Source organism: Kocuria sp. WN036 (assembly GCF_002287015.1).
Lineage (GTDB): Bacteria > Actinomycetota > Actinomycetes > Actinomycetales > Micrococcaceae > Kocuria > Kocuria rosea.
The window spans coordinates 56,253-71,256 of sequence record NZ_NSKF01000001.1 but is presented as its reverse complement, the minus strand read 5'-3'; the positions used below and the strand labels follow the sequence as shown (position 1 = coordinate 71,256).

Below are 15,004 nucleotides of genomic sequence, written 5' to 3'. Positions count from 1 at the left end.
CCTGTGCCCGTGGCCCCGGCGGAGCCGCGGCTCCGCCGGATCAGTCCTGCGGGGCGTGCTCGGCCCGGCGGCCGAGCACCTTCGAGGCCAGGGCGATGAGCGCCACCAGCCCGGCCGTGAGCAGGAGCTGGCCCCGCACGGCGCCGTCGAGCAGCCCGAGCAGGACGATCCCGGCGAGGAGCGCCAGCGCCAGGTACGACAGCCACGGGAAGGCCCACATCCGCAGGGGCAGCTCGGTGCCGTCCCGGTCCGCGCGGCGGCGCAGGACGATCTGCGAGACCAGCGCGAGCCCCCAGACGACCAGGCAGGTCGCGCCCACGGTGTTGAGCATCCACAGCAGCACGGTCTCGGGCCACAGGTAGTTCAGCACCACGGCGGCGAAGCCGAAGAGCACGGAGACGACCACCGCGCTCCGGGGGACCCCGCGGTCGGAGACGTCGGCGAAGGCCCGCGGCGCCGAGCCGCGGCGGGCCAGCGACCAGAGCATCCGGGACGCGCCGTAGATGTTCGCGTTGAGGGCCGAGAGCAGCGCCAGGATGATGACCACGGCCATCAGCACGTCCGCGCCGGGCACCCCGGCGGTCTCCAGCACGGCCACGAACGGGCTGACCGAGAGCTGCTCGTCGTTCCACGGCAGCACCAGGACCATGACGGTCACGGCGCCCACGTAGAAGACGAGGATCCGGACCAGGATGGTGCGCACGGCGCGGGCCACGTTGCGCTGCGGGTCCTCGGTCTCCGCGGCGGCGATGGTCACGAGCTCCGTGCCGCCGAACGCGAAGACCACCACGAGCAGCGCGGCGGCCACCCCGGTCGGGCCGTGGGGCAGGAAGCCGCCGTGAGCGGTGAGGTTCGCGAGCCCCGGGGAGGGCTCCTCGGTCAGGCCCAGGAGCACGGCGATCCCGACCGCGAGGAAGGCCAGCACCGCGAGCACCTTCATCAGCGCGAACCAGAACTCGGTCTCCCCGAGCGTGCGCACCCGCACCAGGTTGATCGCCGTGAACACCACCATGAACAGCAGCGCCAGCACCCACTGCTCGGCCACCGGCCACAGCTCCGCGAGCAGCTGGGCCGCGGCCGTGGCCTCCGCCGCGACCACCACCACGATCTGCGCCCACCACAGCCAGCCGAGGGTGCGTCCCACGGTGCGGCCCATGGCCTTCTCGGCGTAGGTGGAGAACGCGCCGGGGGACGGATCCGCGGCGGCCATCTCGCCCAGCGCCCGCATCACGAGCACGAGCAGCACGCACGCCACCAGGAAGGACAGCAGCACCGCCGGCCCGGCGGTGCGGATCGCGGCGCCCGTGCCGATGAACAGGCCGGTGCCGATCGCGCTGCCCAGGGCCATCATCACGAGGTGCCGGGCCTTGAGGTGGGTGCCCGGGGCGGCCGCGGGCGCGGAGGACGGGGACCCGCCCGGGGTCCACGTGGAAGGGGAACTCATGAGCATCGAGGGTATCGGACCGCGGTGGCCGCCGGACGGGGCGGCGGATGCCGGTCCCGGGTCACGGCCCGCTAGACTTGCACGGTACGAGCCCCTGGGTCTCCTCCTGCCGGCGTCGCGCCGTCCCGGTCGCGCGGGTGGGAGCGGGCCGACGCAGGGGCGTTGTCGTGCCCGGCCGGTGCGCGCCTCCGCCGGGGCCCGCGGGAGAAGTCCCGTTCCATCCAGGCAGGAGAGTCGTTCAATGCCAGCAATCGTGATCGTCGGCGCCCAGTGGGGCGACGAGGGCAAGGGCAAGGCCACCGACCTGCTGGGAGGCCGCGTGGACTACGTGGTCAAGCCCAACGGCGGCAACAACGCGGGGCACACCGTGGTGGTGGGCGGCGACAAGTTCGAGCTCAAGCTCCTGCCGGCGGGCATCCTGAGCCCCAACGCCGTCCCCGTGATCGGCAACGGCGTCGTCGTCAATCCCCAGGCCCTCTTCGAGGAGATCGACGGCCTCGAGGCGCGCGGGGCGGACACCTCCCGGCTGTGCGTCTCCGCGAACGCCCACCTGGTGGCCCCGTACCACCAGACGATGGACCAGGTCTCGGAGCGCTTCCTCGGCAAGCGAGCGATCGGCACCACGGGCCGCGGCATCGGGCCCGCCTACATGGACAAGGTCGGCCGGCTCGGCATCCGCGTCCAGGACGTCCTGGACGAGTCGATCCTGCGGCAGAAGATCGAGGGCGCGCTGCGGCAGAAGAACGAGCTGCTCGTGAAGCTCTACAACCGCCGGGACATCGACGTCGAGGAGGTCGTGCAGTACTTCCTGGGCTACGCCGACCGGCTCGCCCCGATGATCGTGGACTCGACCTACCTGCTCAACCAGGCCCTCGACGAGGACAAGGTGGTGCTCATGGAGGGCGGCCAGGCGACCTTCCTCGACGTCGACCACGGCACCTACCCGTTCGTGACGTCCTCCAACCCCACCGCGGGCGGCGCGTCCGTGGGCTCGGGCATCGGGCCGACCCGCATCACCCGGGCGATCGGCATCATCAAGGCCTACACCACCCGCGTGGGCGCCGGGCCGTTCCCCACCGAGCTCTTCGACGAGATGGGCGAGCAGCTGCGCACCACCGGCGGCGAGTTCGGCGTCAACACGGGCCGTCCCCGCCGCACCGGCTGGTACGACGCCGTGATGGCCCGCCACGCCTCCCGGATCAACGGCTTCACCGACTACTTCCTCACCAAGCTCGACGTCCTCACCGGCATCGAGCAGATCCCGGTGTGCGTGGCCTACGACGTCGACGGCGTCCGGCACGACGAGATGCCGATGACCCAGACCGAGTTCCACCACGCGAAGCCGATCTTCGAGCACTTCGCCGGGTGGGAGGAGAACATCACCGGCTGCCGCACCCTGGAGGACCTGCCGGCGAACGCCCGGGCCTACGTCGAGGCGCTCGAGTCGATGAGCGGCACCCGGATGTCCGCGATCGGCGTGGGCCCGGACCGCGACGACACCATCGTGGTGCGCGACCTCATCAACTGATCCCTCCTCTCCTCCGCGCGGTTGCACGCGTCGGCGACCTCGAGCGCCCCGGTCGCCGGCACGTGCGACCTCGCGGGCAGGCAGGGAAACGCTCAGACGAGGACCAGGACCACCCAGATGCCGAGGGCGCCGAGGGCGAGCATCGCGGCCGAGGTCGCCAGCACGGCGCCGACCTCCGGCTCCGTGCCCTCCTCGACGATGCCGCGGGCGCTGCGGACGTAGCGGGGGCGCTGCGTGACGTAGATCGCCGCCGCCGTGAGGACCGCCAGGCCGAACAGCACCAGCACGAACGGCCCGTGGTGCGGCAGCCAGCGCAGGAAGATCGCCGAGACCACCACGAAGGACATCAGGGTCCGGCCCCAGGCCATCGTGGTGCGCTCCGGCTGCAGCCCGGGGTCCCCGTGCGGCGGCCGAGGGGGGTCCGGGGGCCCCGGAGGGCGGCGGAGCTGCGGGCGGGGCATCTCAGCCCTGCAGGACGACGACGACGAGCACTCCCGCCGCGATCGCCCCGCCCACCGCGAGCACCGGTGCGATCAAAGGCAGGGGCAGCGGGGCCTGGCGCCGCATGCTCCGCTCCACCCCGATCCAGCGGAACGTGGCGCCCGCGCTGAGGAGCATGCTCAGCACCAGCAGCACGATTGCGAGGAACTTCCGCACGCCGTCGTCGAACAGGTCCGCGGTGAACGCCTCGATGGCGATCCCGCCGGCCAGGAACGCGAGCGCGGTCCGGATCCAGGCGAGGAACGTGCGCTCGTTGGCCAGCGTGAACCGGGGGTCGGGGGCGGTCCCGCCGCCGAGCACGCGCTCGGACAGCCGGCGTCGCCCCGGGGTCTCGGACTGCTCGCCCATCGCCTGCCCTTCGCTCGCACGGTCGTGTCGGCCCCATCCTGCCACGGGCCGTGCCGCGAGCTGTGCCACGGGCGGGGGCACAGGCAGGCGCACGGGCCGGTCGCGGATGCACCGGTCGCGGATACAGTGGGAGCTCCAGCCGCGACCCGCCGAGGAGGACACCCGTGAAGATCGCCGTCGGACAGTTCGCACCCACCGCCGACACGGCCGAGAACCTGGGGACCATGCGCCGGCTCACCGAGCAGGCCGCGGCCGGCGGGGCGCAGCTGGTGGTGTTCCCGGAGGAGGCCATGTTCTCCGAGCAGCTCCTCGGGGAGGACTTCGAGGAGCTGGTGCTGCGCGGCTGGTCCGGGTTCGTCCAGCAGCTGTCCTTCCTGGCCGCGCAGACCGGCGTCGCCGTGATCGCGGGCGGCTACGAGGGCTCCGCCGACGGGCGCCCCTACAACACGCTCGTGGCCGTGGACGCGCAGGGCGCGATCCTCGGCACGTACCGCAAGCTCCACCTCTACGACGCCTTCAGCCACCGGGAGTCCGACCGGATCCGCCCGGGGGACAAGGGCGTCACGGTGGTGCGGATCGGGGAGCTCGCGGTCGGCATGATCACCTGCTACGACCTGCGCTTCCCCGAGATCTGCCGCGCCGTGGTCGACGCCGGGGCGGAGCTGCTCACCGTGCCCGCGGCCTGGTTCGCCGGCGAGCACAAGGTGGACCACTGGCAGGCACTGCTCAAGGCCCGCGCGATCGAGAACACCGTCTGGGTCGCGGCCGCGGACACCTGCTCCGAGCACACGGTGGGCCGCTCCGCGGTGCTCGACCCGCTCGGCGTGGTGGTCGCCGAGGCGGGGGAGGACGAGACCGTGCTGACCGCCGACGTCATGCGCGAGCGCATCGCCGAGGTGCGCGAGACCGTGCCCGTGCTCGCGAACCGCCGGTTCGGCCCGGCGGAGCTGCTGCCCTCCGACGAGGGCTGAGGCGACCGCCGACCGACCGACTGAACCGACCGACCGACTGAACCGACCGACCGGTCTGACCGACTGCACCGACGACCCCTGGAGGACCCCGTGGACGACGACCGCTCCGATGCCCCGCCGCGCCCGGACGGCCCCGGCGGGTCCGGGCACGCCGGCGGCGGCCCGACGACCCCGTGGGGCCCACCGCCGCCGTGGCAGGCGGAGCGCTTCGCCGTGGGCCGCAGCCACGCCGACACCGCGCTGATCCTCGGCATCCTGAGCGTGGTGGTGCTGCCCCTGCTGGGCCCCTTCGCGATCTGGCAGGCGCGGGAGGCCGAGAAGCTCGGCACCCCCGCCGTTCCCGGGCGGGTGCTCGGCTGGGTCGGCACCGTCCTGCTCGGCGTCCTGGTGCTGTTCCTCGTCCTGTGGCTGGTCGCCGTCGTGTTCCTGGTCAGCTCCGGCGGCTGAGCCGGGGGCTGGGACGGATCCCGGCCCCCGGTCACCAGATGCGCACGCGCTCCACCTCGGGCAGCCACAGCGCGTCCGTCTCCCGCACCCCGAACGCCTCGTAGAAGGCGGGGACGTTGCGGACCGTCTGGTTCGCCCGGAACTCGTTGGGGGAGTGCGGGTCGGTGGCGATGCGGTGGCGCAGCGCCTCGTCGCGGGACTTCTGCTGCCACACGTAGGCCCAGGACAGGAAGAGGCGCTGCTCGGGGCTGTAGCCGTCGATCAGCTCCCCGGGGCCGAAGGCGCTGCCGGTCTCCCGGGACATCCGCCACGCCTGGTGGGCGATCGTGAGCCCGCCCAGGTCCCCGATGTTCTCCCCGAGGGTGAGCTCGCCGTTGACGTGCGTGCCCTCCTCCGCGAGCTGCTCCGGGACCAGGCGGTCGTACTGGCGCACCAGCTCCGCCGTGCGCTCCTCGAAGGCCTGCCGGTCGGCGTCGGTCCACCAGTTGCGCAGCCGGCCGTCGCCGTCGCAGGTCGAGCCCTTGTCGTCGAAGCCGTGGCCGATCTCGTGGCCGATCACGGAGCCGATCGCGCCGTAGTTCACGGCGTCGTCGGCGTCCTCGTCGAAGAACGGGGGCTGCAGGATCGCGGCCGGGAAGACGATCTCGTTGCGCAGCGGGTGGTAGTAGGCGTTGACCGTCTGCGGGGTCATGAGCCACTCGTGCTTCTCCACCGGCTGGCCCGCCTTGCGGACGAGCTCGGCGAGCCGGAACTCCGTGGTGCGGATCCGGTTGCCCACCAGGTCCTCGGGGTCGATCCGCAGGGAGGAGTAGTCCTTCCACTTCTCGGGGTAGCCGATCTTCGGGGTGAACTGGGAGAGCTTCTTCAGCGCCTCCTGGCGGGTCTCCTCGGTCATCCAGTCCAGGCCCGTGATCGAGACGCGGTAGGCCTCCAGGAGGTTGGCCACGAGTTCGTCCATCCGCTCCTTGGCGGTGGGGGAGAAGTGCGCGGCGACGTAGAGCTCGCCCACGGCCTCGCCGAGGACCCCGTTGACGAGCTCGACCCCGCGCTTCCAGCGGTCCTTGAGCCGCGGGGTCCCCGAGAGCACGGTGCCGTAGAAGGCGAAGTCCTCCTCGACGAACGCGGACGACAGGTAGGAGGCGCGCGCGGAGACCAGGTGCCAGCGGGCCCAGGACCGCCAGGCCGGCAGCAGCTCGTCGACGAGCAGCTCCTCGACCCCGGTGAAGAAGCTCGGCTGGGCGTTGACCACGGTGCGCAGCGCCGTCCCGGGCAGCTCCGCGCCCTCGGCCAGGAGCCGCCAGTCGAGGACCGCGGTGGAGGCCGCGAGCTCCTCGAAGCCCATGGGGTTGTACATCTTGGTGAGGTCGCGGACCGTGACCTTGTCCCAGTGGTGGGCGGCGATCCGCGTCTCGAGGTCCACCACGGCGCGGGCCTGCTCCTCGGCGTCCTCGACCCCGGCCAGGGAAAGCATGGTCCGCACGTGCTCCAGGTACTTACCGCGGATCGTGGCGTGCTGGTCGTCCCGGTAGTACTCCTCGTCGGGCAGGCCCAGCCCCGACTGCCCCACGAACACGAGCTGGCGCTCGGGGTCGCCCGGGTCGGCGTCGACGTCCACGCCGACCAGGCCGCCCGCACCGCGGCGGATCATCCGGCCCAGGTGGCGCACCAGGCCGGGGACGTTCGCCACGGCGTCCACCTCCGCGAGGTCCGGGGCGAGGGGGGAGGCGCCGAGCGCCTCGATCCGCTCCTCGTCCATGAAGGACGCGTAGAGGTTCGCGATCTTGGACTCCACGGCCTCCGGGTCCCCGGCGCGGGCCCGGGTGATGAGCTCGCGCACGGCGGCCTCCGCCTGGTCCCGCAGCTCGATGAACGCGCCCACGGACGGCTTGTCGTCGGGGATCTCGGTCCGGCGCTGCCAGGTGCCGTTGACGTGGCGGTAGAGGTCGTCCTGGGGGCGGACGGAGCGGTCGAAGCCGGAGAGGTCGAACACCGAAGAGGTCACCGTGGATGTCATGCCCACCACGTTAACCGGCTCCCGGCGGAGCGGGCGGGCTGTTCCCCGACCGCTTAACCCGGTTCGTCCCGGGTCCGGCCCGCGTGCGCCCCGGGGCCGGACCCGGCGGGACCGTCCTCCCGGGTCAGGACCGGCCGCCGGTGAACCGCGGCGGGCGCTTCTGCTGGAACGCGGCGAAGCCCTCGGCGTAGTCGGCGCTGCGGCACAGCTCGCCCTGCACCCGGTTCTCGTTCTCGACGGACTCCCACAGCCCCAGGCGCTCGTCGCGGATCTGGGCCACGAGCTCGCGGGAGGCGAGGAACGCGCCGGTCGCGCCCTCGGCCACGGCCGCCGCCTTGGCCCGGGTGAGCTCGAGCAGCTCGTCGGCGGGCACCGAACGGCTGAACAGCCCGGAGCGCACGGCCTCCTGGCCGCTCATCAGCTCGGCCGTGTAGATGAGGTCCAGGGTCCGGTGGGCGCCGAGCCGCTCGGTGAACAGGGCGTGCCCTCCCGAGTCGAGGGTCGCCCCGAGGTTCGCGAACGGGGAGCCGATCTTGGCGCTGTCCGCGACGTAGACCACGTCCGTGGCGATCGCCAGGCCGAGCCCCACGCCCAGGCACGGGCCCTGCACGGCGGCGAACGTCGGGGCGGGGAACCGGGTCATGGCGCGCAGCAGCGGGGTGACCTTCCCGGCCAGGTAGCCGTGGGCGTCGTCGCTCGCGGGGTCCACGGCGGAGATGTCCCGGCCGGCGCAGAAGCCGCGGCCCTCGCCGCGCAGCACGAGGGCGCGGACGCCCGCCTGCGCCGCCTCGGCGTAGGCGTCGCCGAGCTCGGTGAGCGCGGCCTCGTCCAGGGCGTTCATCCTGCCGGGTGCGTTCAGCACCACTTCGGCCACGGATCCGTCGATGGTCAGGTCGATCACTGCTGCTCCTCGGTGAGGTCGGGACTGGGGGCGGGACGGCCCGGGGGCCCGGCACCTGCACGGTGCCGGGCCCCCGGAGCGAGCGGCTCAGGCGTCGAAGTCGACGGTGAGCTGCTCGGAGGTGGGACGCGTCTGGCAGGTGAGCACGTAGCCCTTCTCGATCTCGTCCTTCTCGAGGGCGTAGTTCTCCTCCATCACGAACTCCCCGGAGACGACCTTCGCGCGGCACGTGCCGCACACCCCGCCGGCGCACGCGAACGGGACGTCGGGGCGGACCCGCAGGGCGGCGTTGAGGACGGTCTCCTGGGCGTTCTTGGGGGACTCGATCGAGGAGGAGAGCCCGTCCAGGGTGAAGGTGATGTCGTACTTCTCGCCCGACGGGTCCGCCGGGACCACGCGTCCCTGCTGCCCCTGGGGGGTCTCGGGACGGCCGGTGCTGAACAGCTCGAAGCGGATCTTCTCCTCCGGCACGCCGCGCTCCGCGAGGGTGTCCCGGCACAGCTGGACGAGCTCGAACGGCCCGCACAGGAACCACTCGTCCGTCCGGTCCACCTGGAGCACCTGGTCCAGGATGTCCTGGAGCTTGTCGGCGTCGATCCGCCCGGACATCAGCGGGCTGATCCGCTGCTCGCGGGAGAGCACGTGGTGGACCGCCAGGCGGGACGGGTACTTGTCCTTGAGGTCCCCGAGCTCCTCGGCGAACATGACCTCCATCGCGGAGCGGTTCGCGTAGACGAGGTCGAACGTGGAGGACTCCGAGGCGCGCAGCACGGCCTTGGCGATCGCCATGATCGGGGTGATCCCGGAGCCCGCGGCGAAGGCCACGAGGTGCACCGAGGCGTTCTTCGCGACCTCCTCGGCGGCGAGCCGTTCGGGGTCGTTCATGCTGGTGAGACCGAGCTTGGAGATGAACGCGCCCTGCGGGTTCATGACGTCGAGCGTGTCGCCGGCCCTCAGGGAGCTGTTGGCCCAGGTGGAGAAGACCCCGCCGATGTCCTGCTTGATCGCCACCCGGATCTCGCCCGGCCGCGGCTCCGCGCAGATCGAGTAGGACCGGCGGACCTCCTGCCCGTCGATGTGGGCGCGCAGCGCCACGTACTGACCGGGCAGGTAGTCGTAGTCGTCCACGAGCTCCGGGGGCACCGTGAAGGCCACCTCGACGGAGTCCGCGGTGAGCTTGCGGACCTGGGAGACCTCGAGGGTGTTGAACGTGGCCCGGCGCCGGGCGGGGGCGGTGATCTCGGTCATCAGTGCACCTTGAAGTAGTCGAAGGGTTCCAGGCACTCGTTGCAGACGTGGAGCGCCTTGCAGGCGGTGGACCCGAAGCGGGTCAGCTCGCGGGTGTTCAAGGAGTGGCAGCGCGGGCACTTGACGGTGAGCCCCAGCCGGACGGGGCCGGCGGCGGCCCGGCCGCTGGGCGGGGCGATGCCGTACTCGTCCAGCTTGCGCCTGCCCTCGTCGCTCATCCAGTCCGTGGTCCACGCCGGCTGCAGCACGAGGTCGACCCGCACGTCGTCGTAGCCCTCGGCGTTGAGCGCCCGGGTGACGTCCGTGGTGATGGTCTCCATCGCGGGGCACCCGGAGTAGGTCGGGGTGATGACGACGACGGCGCGCGCTCCCTCCAGCCGGGCGTCCCGCAGGATGCCGAGGTCGGCGATGGAGAGCACGGGGACCTCGGGGTCGTTCACCGTGGCGGCGATGTCCCAGACGCGGCCGGCGGCCTCGTCCCGGGGGCGCAGCTCGCGGCCGGTCACCTGCGTGGCGCCCGTCTGCTCGGAGCCGGTCATCGTCATCGCCTCCTCACCAGGTGGCGCCGGGATGCCGGCGGGCCAGCACCTGCATCTCGGCGAGGATGTGGCCGCGCTGCTCGCTGAACTGCCCCGAGCGGTCGCCGCCCCAGGCACCCAGGACCTCGGGGACGGACAGTCCTGCCTCGTCGAGGATCGCGGTGATCCGGCGGTCGAAGTCGGCGCGCAGGGAGGACGGGAGCACGGCGACGTCCCCGAGGGACTCGACGAGCTCGTCGTCGTGGAACAGCTCGTCCACGTAGGGCCACATGTAGGTGAGGCCGGCCTGGACGCGGCGCTTGGACTCCTCCGTGCCGAGGCCCAGGCGCAGGATCCACTGGCTCGCGTGGTCCTGGTGGTACTCGACCTCCTTGAGCGCCTTGTCCGCGATGGCCGCGAGCGTCGGGTCGGTGGAGCGGACGAGGCGGCGGTAGAGCTCGTACTGGTAGTAGGAGAAGATCAGCTGCCGGGCGATGGTCTGCCCGAAGTCGCCGTTCTCCTGCTCCACGAGGCGGCAGGAGCGGAACTCCTCCTCGTCGCGGAAGTAGGCGAGGTCGTCCTCGGTCTTCCCCCACGCGGTGCCCGCGTAGGTGAGCAGGAAGCGGGCGTGCCCGAGCAGGTCCAGGGCGATGTTGGCCAGCGCGATGTCCTCCTCGAGCTCCGGGGCCCGGGCGATCCACCAGCCGAGGCGCTGGGCGAGCATCAGGGCGTCGTCGCCCAGGTACAGGGCGTAGCGGGCCACGTCCTCGGGGGCCTTCGCGCCGCCGGCCCGGATGTCCTCCGCGGTGATTGCGTCGCCCGCGCTCTGCCGGGTCGCGGACTCGTGGGATGCGAAGCTCACAGGTGCTTCACCCCTTCGCTCTTGGTGTAGTACGTGGCGTGGCGGTAGCTCTTGCCCTGGGCGGACTCGAAGAACCCGCCCTTGGAGTCGGGGTCCGAGGCGGTGATGGCCGCGGAGGGCACCACCCACACGGAGGTCCCCTCGTTGCGGCGGGTGTAGAGGTCCCGGGCGTTGCGCACGGCCATCGTGGCGTCCGGGGCGTGCAGGGATCCGGCGTGGACGTGGGAGAGCCCGCGCGAGGACCGCACGAACACCTCCCACAGGGGCCACTCGTCCGAGGGCGCGCCGATCGGGCTCACGGTGTTCTCGCTCATGCTCAGGCTCCGATGAGTTCGGCGGAGGCGCGCTCCGCGGCGGTCTTGCGGGCGTAGGCGGCGGCGGCCTCGCGGACCCAGGCGCCGTCCTCGTGCGCCGTGCGGCGGCGCTGCATGCGCTGGAGGTTGCACGGGCCCCGGCCGCCGACGACGGCCTTGAACTCGTCCCAGTCCAGCGGTCCGTAGTCGTAGTGGCCGCGCTCCTCGTTCCACTTGAGGTCCGGGTCCGGCAGGGTCAGGTCCAGTGCCGCGGCCTGCTCCACGATCATGTCCACGAAGCGCTGGCGCAGCTCGTCGTTGGAGAAGCGCTTGATGTTCCACGCCATGGACTGCTTCGAGTTGGGCGAGTCGTCGTCCGGGGGGCCGAACATCTGCAGCGAGGGGCCGTAGAAGCGGTTCACGGCGTCCTGGGCCATCTGCTTCTGGGCGGGCGTGCCGTGGGAGAGCTCGTAGAGGATCTCCCAGCCCTGGCGCTGGTGGAAGGACTCCTCCTTGCAGATGCGGACCATGGCCCGGCCGTAGGGGCCGTAGGAGGCCCGGCACAGCGGAACCTGGTTGGCGATCGCCGCGCCGTCCACGAGCCAGCCGATGGCGCCCATGTCGGCCCAGGTGCGCGCGGGGTAGTTGAAGATCGAGGAGTACTTGGCCCGGCCGTCCAGCAGCTGCTGGTTGAGCTCGGAGCGGGGGGTGCCCAGGGTCTCGGCGGCGGAGTAGAGGTACAGCCCGTGGCCGGCCTCGTCCTGCACCTTGGCCATGAGGATGGCCTTGCGCTTGAGGGACGGCGCCCGGGAGATCCAGTTGCCCTCCGGCTGCATGCCGATGATCTCGGAGTGGGCGTGCTGCGAGACCTGGCGGACCAGGGTCTTGCGGTAGGCGGCGGGCATCCAGTCGCGCGGCTCGATCCGGGAGTCCTCGGCGATGATGCGGTCGAAGTGCTCCTCGCCCGCGCGGTCCAGCTCCGCCTGCTCGGCCGCGTCCGCGGCGGGCACGGCGTGGAGCCCCGTGTTCTGCGTAGTCATGGTGTCCCTCTTCCGACGAGATGGCGCCGCGGGGCGGGAGGGCCGCACGCGACTAACTGACCGTTCGTTCAGAATATAAGCCCCCCGGGGGTGGCGTCAACAGGTTGCGCCGATGGAGTGCTCCCGCGCTCCTCCGGGGCGGTGCGGGTTGACACGGGCGGCGGAGTGGGATTGTCTACTGAACATTCGGTCGTGAACTGTGAGGAGAGTTACATGTCCCAGGGCCATCCGATCCTCGCGGGGGACCACACCTCGCGCTGGATGGGCATCACCGTGGACCGTGCCGAGTACGGCCACGCCCAGATCCGCATGACCCTGCGGGAGGAGATGCTCAACGGGTTCGGCATCGCCCACGGCGGCATGGTCTTCGCCTTCGCGGACACCTGCTTCGCCCTCGCCTGCAACGACCCCGCCGGGGACGGCACCACCATCACGGTGGCCGCGGGAGTGGACATCAACTTCCTCGCCTCGGCCTACCGCGGGCAGGAGCTCACCGCCGTGGGGACCGTGCGCGCCCAGGCGGGGCGCAGCGGCGTCTACGACATCCAGGTCCTGGCCGACGGCCGGCTCATCGCCGAGTTCCGGGGCCGCAGCCGCACCATCCCCAACCCCGCCCTCCGCGCGGCGACGCCCGCGGAGCGCCCGGCCGGGGACCCGGCCGCGCAGCCCGTCCTGCAGTCCGCCCAGCCGTCCGCCCCGCAGCCCGAGGAAGTCTGACATGACCGAGTGCTCCGTCCCGAACCCCTACACCCCCGCCCCCGCCCCGGCGGACCGGTCGCAGCCGGACCCCGAGGAGACGATGAGCCGGGACCAGGTCGAGTCCCTGCAGGTCGAGCGGCTGCGCTGGACCCTGCACCACGCCTACGAGAACGTCGCCGCCTACACGGAGCTCTTCGACGGGCACGGCGTGCACCCCGGCGACTTCAAGGAGCTCGAGGACCTCCGGCTCTTCCCGTACACGGACAAGGAGTTCCTGCGGAAGGCGTATCCGTTCAAGTCCCTCGCGGTGCCGATGTCCGAGGTCCGGCGGATCCACGCCTCCTCCGGCACCACCGGGCAGCCCACCGTGGTGGCCTACACGCAGAACGACATCGACACCTGGGCGGGCCTCGTGGCCCGCTGCTTCCGGCTCTCGGGCGTGCGCCCCGGGGACAAGGTGCACAACGCCTACGGCTACGGTCTGTTCACGGGCGGGCTCGGTGCCCACTACGGCGCCGAGCGCCTGGGCTGCGCCGTCATCCCGATGTCCGGCGGGCAGACCGAGAAGCAGGTCCAGATGATCCGGGACTTCCAGCCCGAGGCCATCCTCTCGACCCCCACCTACCTGCTGACCATCGCCGACGGCTTCAGGAAGCTCGGCCTGGACCCGCGGGAGACGTCGCTGCGCACCGCGGTGCTCGGGGCGGAGCCCTGGACCGAGGAGATGCGCCGGGAGATCGAGACGGCCTTCGACGTCGACGCGTGCGACATCTACGGCCTCTCCGAGGTCATGGGCCCCGGCGTGGCCGGCGAGTCCGCCGCGTCCAAGGACGGCTCGCACATCTGGGAGGACCACTTCCGCCCCGAGATCATCGACCCGTTCACGGACGAGGTCCAGGACACCGGCCGGCCCGGCGAGCTCGTGTTCACGGCGCTCACCAAGGAGGCCCTGCCGATCATCCGCTACCGCACCCACGACCTGACCCGCCTGCTGCCCGGCACGGACCGGCCCGGGCACCGGCGGATGGGCCGGATCACGGGCCGTTCCGACGACATGATCATCCTGCGCGGGGTCAACCTGTTCCCCTCCCAGATCGAGGAGCTCGCCCTGCAGGTGCCGGAGCTGAGCCCGCACTTCACGCTCGAGATCACCCGCCCGCACCGGATGGACCAGATGACCATCAACATCGAGCGGCGCGAGCAGGTGACGGTCGAGGCCGCCGAGGCGGGCGGCCAGAAGCTCCTGCACGCCATCAAGACGAAGATCGGCTCCTCGGCCTCGATCCGGATCGCCGAGCCGGGGACCCTCGCCCGGTCCTCCGGCAAGCTGCGCCGCGTCTACGACCACCGCAAGGACGCGTGACGCCCCGGCGCCGACCCGCGCCGCGGCGGGCCCCTGGGGCGGCTCGGGGGCCCGCCGCGGCATAAGATCGTTGTCCTGCCCGTCCCCACCGAGATCGAGGTCCCCATGACGCACGCACCGGCGCCCGCCCCTCCGGACGGCGCGGCCCCGCGCCGGGGCCGGCCCGGCTACGACCGCGAGACGCTGCTCGGCGTGTGCGTGGAGGTCTTCAACGTGCACGGCTACGACGCCACGTCGATGGGCACGCTGTCCAAGCACCTGGGGATCTCCAAGTCCGCGATCTACCACCACGTGGAGTCCAAGGAGGAGATCCTCGAGCAGGCGCTGGGCCGGGCCCTCGACGCGCTCGAGGAGGTCCTGGCCGCCGCCGAGCGGACGCAGGCCCCGGCGGTCGAGCGGCTCGAGCAGGTGATCCGCGGGACCGTGCACGTGCTCGTGGAGCAGATGCCGTACGTGACCCTGCTGCTGCGGCTGCGGGGCAACTCGGAGGTCGAGACGAGGGCGCTCGAGCGCCGCCGCACGGTCACCCGCCGGGTCGGCGCGCTCATCGAGCAGGCGCAGGCGGAGGGCGACCTGCGCCGCGACCTCAGCGGCCGGTCCGCCTCGCGGCTGCTCCTGGGCATGATCAACTCGATCGTCGACTGGTACCGGCCGGACCCGGACAGGGCCGACGACGGGCTGGCCGACACCGTGGTCGCGCTCGCCTTCTCGGGGCTGCGGGCCTCCTGAGCCCTCGCCCGGTCGCTCCGCCGAGCCCCGACCGCGGAGGCCGCTCGCCGCCGGGTCCCCCGAAGCACGCGATCCCCCACGCCCGGTGCGTGAGGGAT

General features: G+C 72.2%; 15 protein-coding genes and 1 pseudogene. 6 read left to right on the top strand and 10 right to left on the bottom strand.

Going from position 1 to position 15,004, the window contains the following annotated elements; all coding sequences use genetic code 11:
• Positions 1-40: 40 nt before the first annotated feature.
• The gene (locus CK505_RS00340; protein WP_109221908.1) at positions 41-1,444 is read right to left on the bottom strand and encodes an amino acid permease; all 1,404 of its coding nucleotides are present in this window, start codon (positions 1,442-1,444) and stop codon (positions 41-43) included.
• 241 nt (positions 1,445-1,685) lie between these two features.
• Between CK505_RS00340 and CK505_RS00335 the strand changes: the two genes are divergently transcribed.
• A complete protein-coding gene (locus CK505_RS00335) occupies positions 1,686-2,972 on the top strand; it encodes an adenylosuccinate synthase (RefSeq protein WP_095649817.1) in 1,287 nt (428 codons plus the stop codon).
• A 92-nt stretch (positions 2,973-3,064) separates the two neighbouring features.
• On the opposite strand, the gene CK505_RS00330 is transcribed toward CK505_RS00335, so the two are convergent.
• Positions 3,065-3,433 carry a DUF202 domain-containing protein gene (locus CK505_RS00330; RefSeq protein ID WP_035927992.1) on the bottom strand — a complete coding sequence of 123 codons (369 nt, stop codon included), beginning with the start codon at positions 3,431-3,433 and terminating at the stop codon, positions 3,065-3,067.
• A 1-nt stretch (position 3,434) separates the two neighbouring features.
• The gene (locus CK505_RS00325; protein WP_095649816.1) at positions 3,435-3,821 is read right to left on the bottom strand and encodes a YidH family protein; all 387 of its coding nucleotides are present in this window, start codon (positions 3,819-3,821) and stop codon (positions 3,435-3,437) included.
• A gap of 164 nt (positions 3,822-3,985) precedes the next feature.
• On the opposite strand from CK505_RS00325, the gene CK505_RS00320 reads away from it, so the two are divergent.
• A complete protein-coding gene (locus CK505_RS00320; RefSeq protein ID WP_095649815.1) occupies positions 3,986-4,792 on the top strand; it encodes a carbon-nitrogen hydrolase family protein in 807 nt (268 codons plus the stop codon).
• 90 nt (positions 4,793-4,882) lie between these two features.
• A complete protein-coding gene (locus CK505_RS00315; RefSeq protein WP_017833084.1) occupies positions 4,883-5,239 on the top strand; it encodes a hypothetical protein in 357 nt (118 codons plus the stop codon).
• A 31-nt stretch (positions 5,240-5,270) separates the two neighbouring features.
• On the opposite strand, the gene CK505_RS00310 is transcribed toward CK505_RS00315, so the two are convergent.
• The 7 genes from CK505_RS00310 to paaA all read right to left on the bottom strand — a co-directional run bounded on the left by CK505_RS00310 (position 5,271) and on the right by paaA (position 12,115).
• On the bottom strand, positions 5,271-7,253 hold the full coding sequence (locus tag CK505_RS00310) for a M13 family metallopeptidase (RefSeq protein ID WP_095649949.1): 1,983 nt from the start codon (positions 7,251-7,253) through the stop codon (positions 5,271-5,273).
• 124 nt (positions 7,254-7,377) lie between these two features.
• Entirely contained in the window at positions 7,378-8,154 is a 777-nt protein-coding gene (locus CK505_RS00305) for an enoyl-CoA hydratase/isomerase family protein (protein ID WP_095649814.1), read from the bottom strand.
• A gap of 87 nt (positions 8,155-8,241) precedes the next feature.
• Entirely contained in the window at positions 8,242-9,402 is a 1,161-nt protein-coding gene (gene paaE / locus CK505_RS00300) for a 1,2-phenylacetyl-CoA epoxidase subunit PaaE (protein WP_095649813.1), read from the bottom strand.
• Positions 9,402-9,947, bottom strand: coding sequence for a 1,2-phenylacetyl-CoA epoxidase subunit PaaD (paaD, locus tag CK505_RS00295; RefSeq protein WP_017833088.1), 546 nt, complete (start codon positions 9,945-9,947; stop codon positions 9,402-9,404). Before paaD ends, paaE begins: the two co-directional genes overlap by 1 nt.
• A gap of 7 nt (positions 9,948-9,954) precedes the next feature.
• Positions 9,955-10,782, bottom strand: a complete 828-nt coding sequence (gene paaC, locus CK505_RS00290; RefSeq protein ID WP_017833089.1) for a 1,2-phenylacetyl-CoA epoxidase subunit PaaC — start codon at positions 10,780-10,782, stop codon at positions 9,955-9,957.
• Positions 10,779-11,096 (bottom strand): 1,2-phenylacetyl-CoA epoxidase subunit PaaB, encoded by a 318-nt coding sequence (gene paaB / locus CK505_RS00285; RefSeq protein WP_017833090.1) that lies wholly within the window; start codon positions 11,094-11,096, stop codon positions 10,779-10,781. The genes paaC and paaB overlap by 4 nt, the downstream gene beginning before the upstream one ends.
• A gap of 2 nt (positions 11,097-11,098) precedes the next feature.
• The gene (gene paaA, locus CK505_RS00280) at positions 11,099-12,115 is read right to left on the bottom strand and encodes a 1,2-phenylacetyl-CoA epoxidase subunit PaaA (protein WP_017833091.1); all 1,017 of its coding nucleotides are present in this window, start codon (positions 12,113-12,115) and stop codon (positions 11,099-11,101) included.
• Positions 12,116-12,328: 213 nt separating this feature from the next.
• Here paaA and CK505_RS00275 point away from each other — a divergent pair.
• From CK505_RS00275 to CK505_RS00265, 3 genes and pseudogenes are all read left to right on the top strand, one after another.
• Positions 12,329-12,721, top strand: a pseudogene (locus CK505_RS00275) (hotdog fold thioesterase); the annotation flags it as partial.
• 112 nt (positions 12,722-12,833) lie between these two features.
• Positions 12,834-14,177: a phenylacetate--CoA ligase family protein gene (locus CK505_RS00270; RefSeq protein ID WP_017833093.1), complete on the top strand. Its 1,344-nt coding sequence runs from the start codon at positions 12,834-12,836 to the stop codon at positions 14,175-14,177.
• Positions 14,178-14,282: 105 nt separating this feature from the next.
• Positions 14,283-14,906 carry a TetR/AcrR family transcriptional regulator gene (locus CK505_RS00265; protein ID WP_035927971.1) on the top strand — a complete coding sequence of 208 codons (624 nt, stop codon included), beginning with the start codon at positions 14,283-14,285 and terminating at the stop codon, positions 14,904-14,906.
• Positions 14,907-15,004: the final 98 nt, after the last annotated feature.

Bases quoted from the DNA above. Each gene is read 5' to 3' on its own strand.
- CK505_RS00340 (WP_109221908.1), bottom strand. From the start codon at position 1,444: ATGAGTTCCCCTTCCACGTGGACCCCGGGCGGGTCCCCGTCCTCCGCG.
- CK505_RS00335 (WP_095649817.1), top strand. From the start codon at position 1,686: ATGCCAGCAATCGTGATCGTCGGCGCCCAGTGGGGCGACGAGGGCAAG.
- CK505_RS00330 (WP_035927992.1), bottom strand. From the start codon at position 3,433: ATGCCCCGCCCGCAGCTCCGCCGCCCTCCGGGGCCCCCGGACCCCCCT.
- CK505_RS00325 (WP_095649816.1), bottom strand. From the start codon at position 3,821: ATGGGCGAGCAGTCCGAGACCCCGGGGCGACGCCGGCTGTCCGAGCGC.
- CK505_RS00310 (WP_095649949.1), bottom strand. From the start codon at position 7,253: ATGACATCCACGGTGACCTCTTCGGTGTTCGACCTCTCCGGCTTCGAC.
- paaE (WP_095649813.1), bottom strand. From the start codon at position 9,402: ATGACCGAGATCACCGCCCCCGCCCGGCGCCGGGCCACGTTCAACACC.
- paaD (WP_017833088.1), bottom strand. From the start codon at position 9,947: ATGACGATGACCGGCTCCGAGCAGACGGGCGCCACGCAGGTGACCGGC.
- paaB (WP_017833090.1), bottom strand. From the start codon at position 11,096: ATGAGCGAGAACACCGTGAGCCCGATCGGCGCGCCCTCGGACGAGTGG.
- paaA (WP_017833091.1), bottom strand. From the start codon at position 12,115: ATGACTACGCAGAACACGGGGCTCCACGCCGTGCCCGCCGCGGACGCG.
- CK505_RS00270 (WP_017833093.1), top strand. From the start codon at position 12,834: ATGACCGAGTGCTCCGTCCCGAACCCCTACACCCCCGCCCCCGCCCCG.
- CK505_RS00265 (WP_035927971.1), top strand. From the start codon at position 14,283: ATGACGCACGCACCGGCGCCCGCCCCTCCGGACGGCGCGGCCCCGCGC.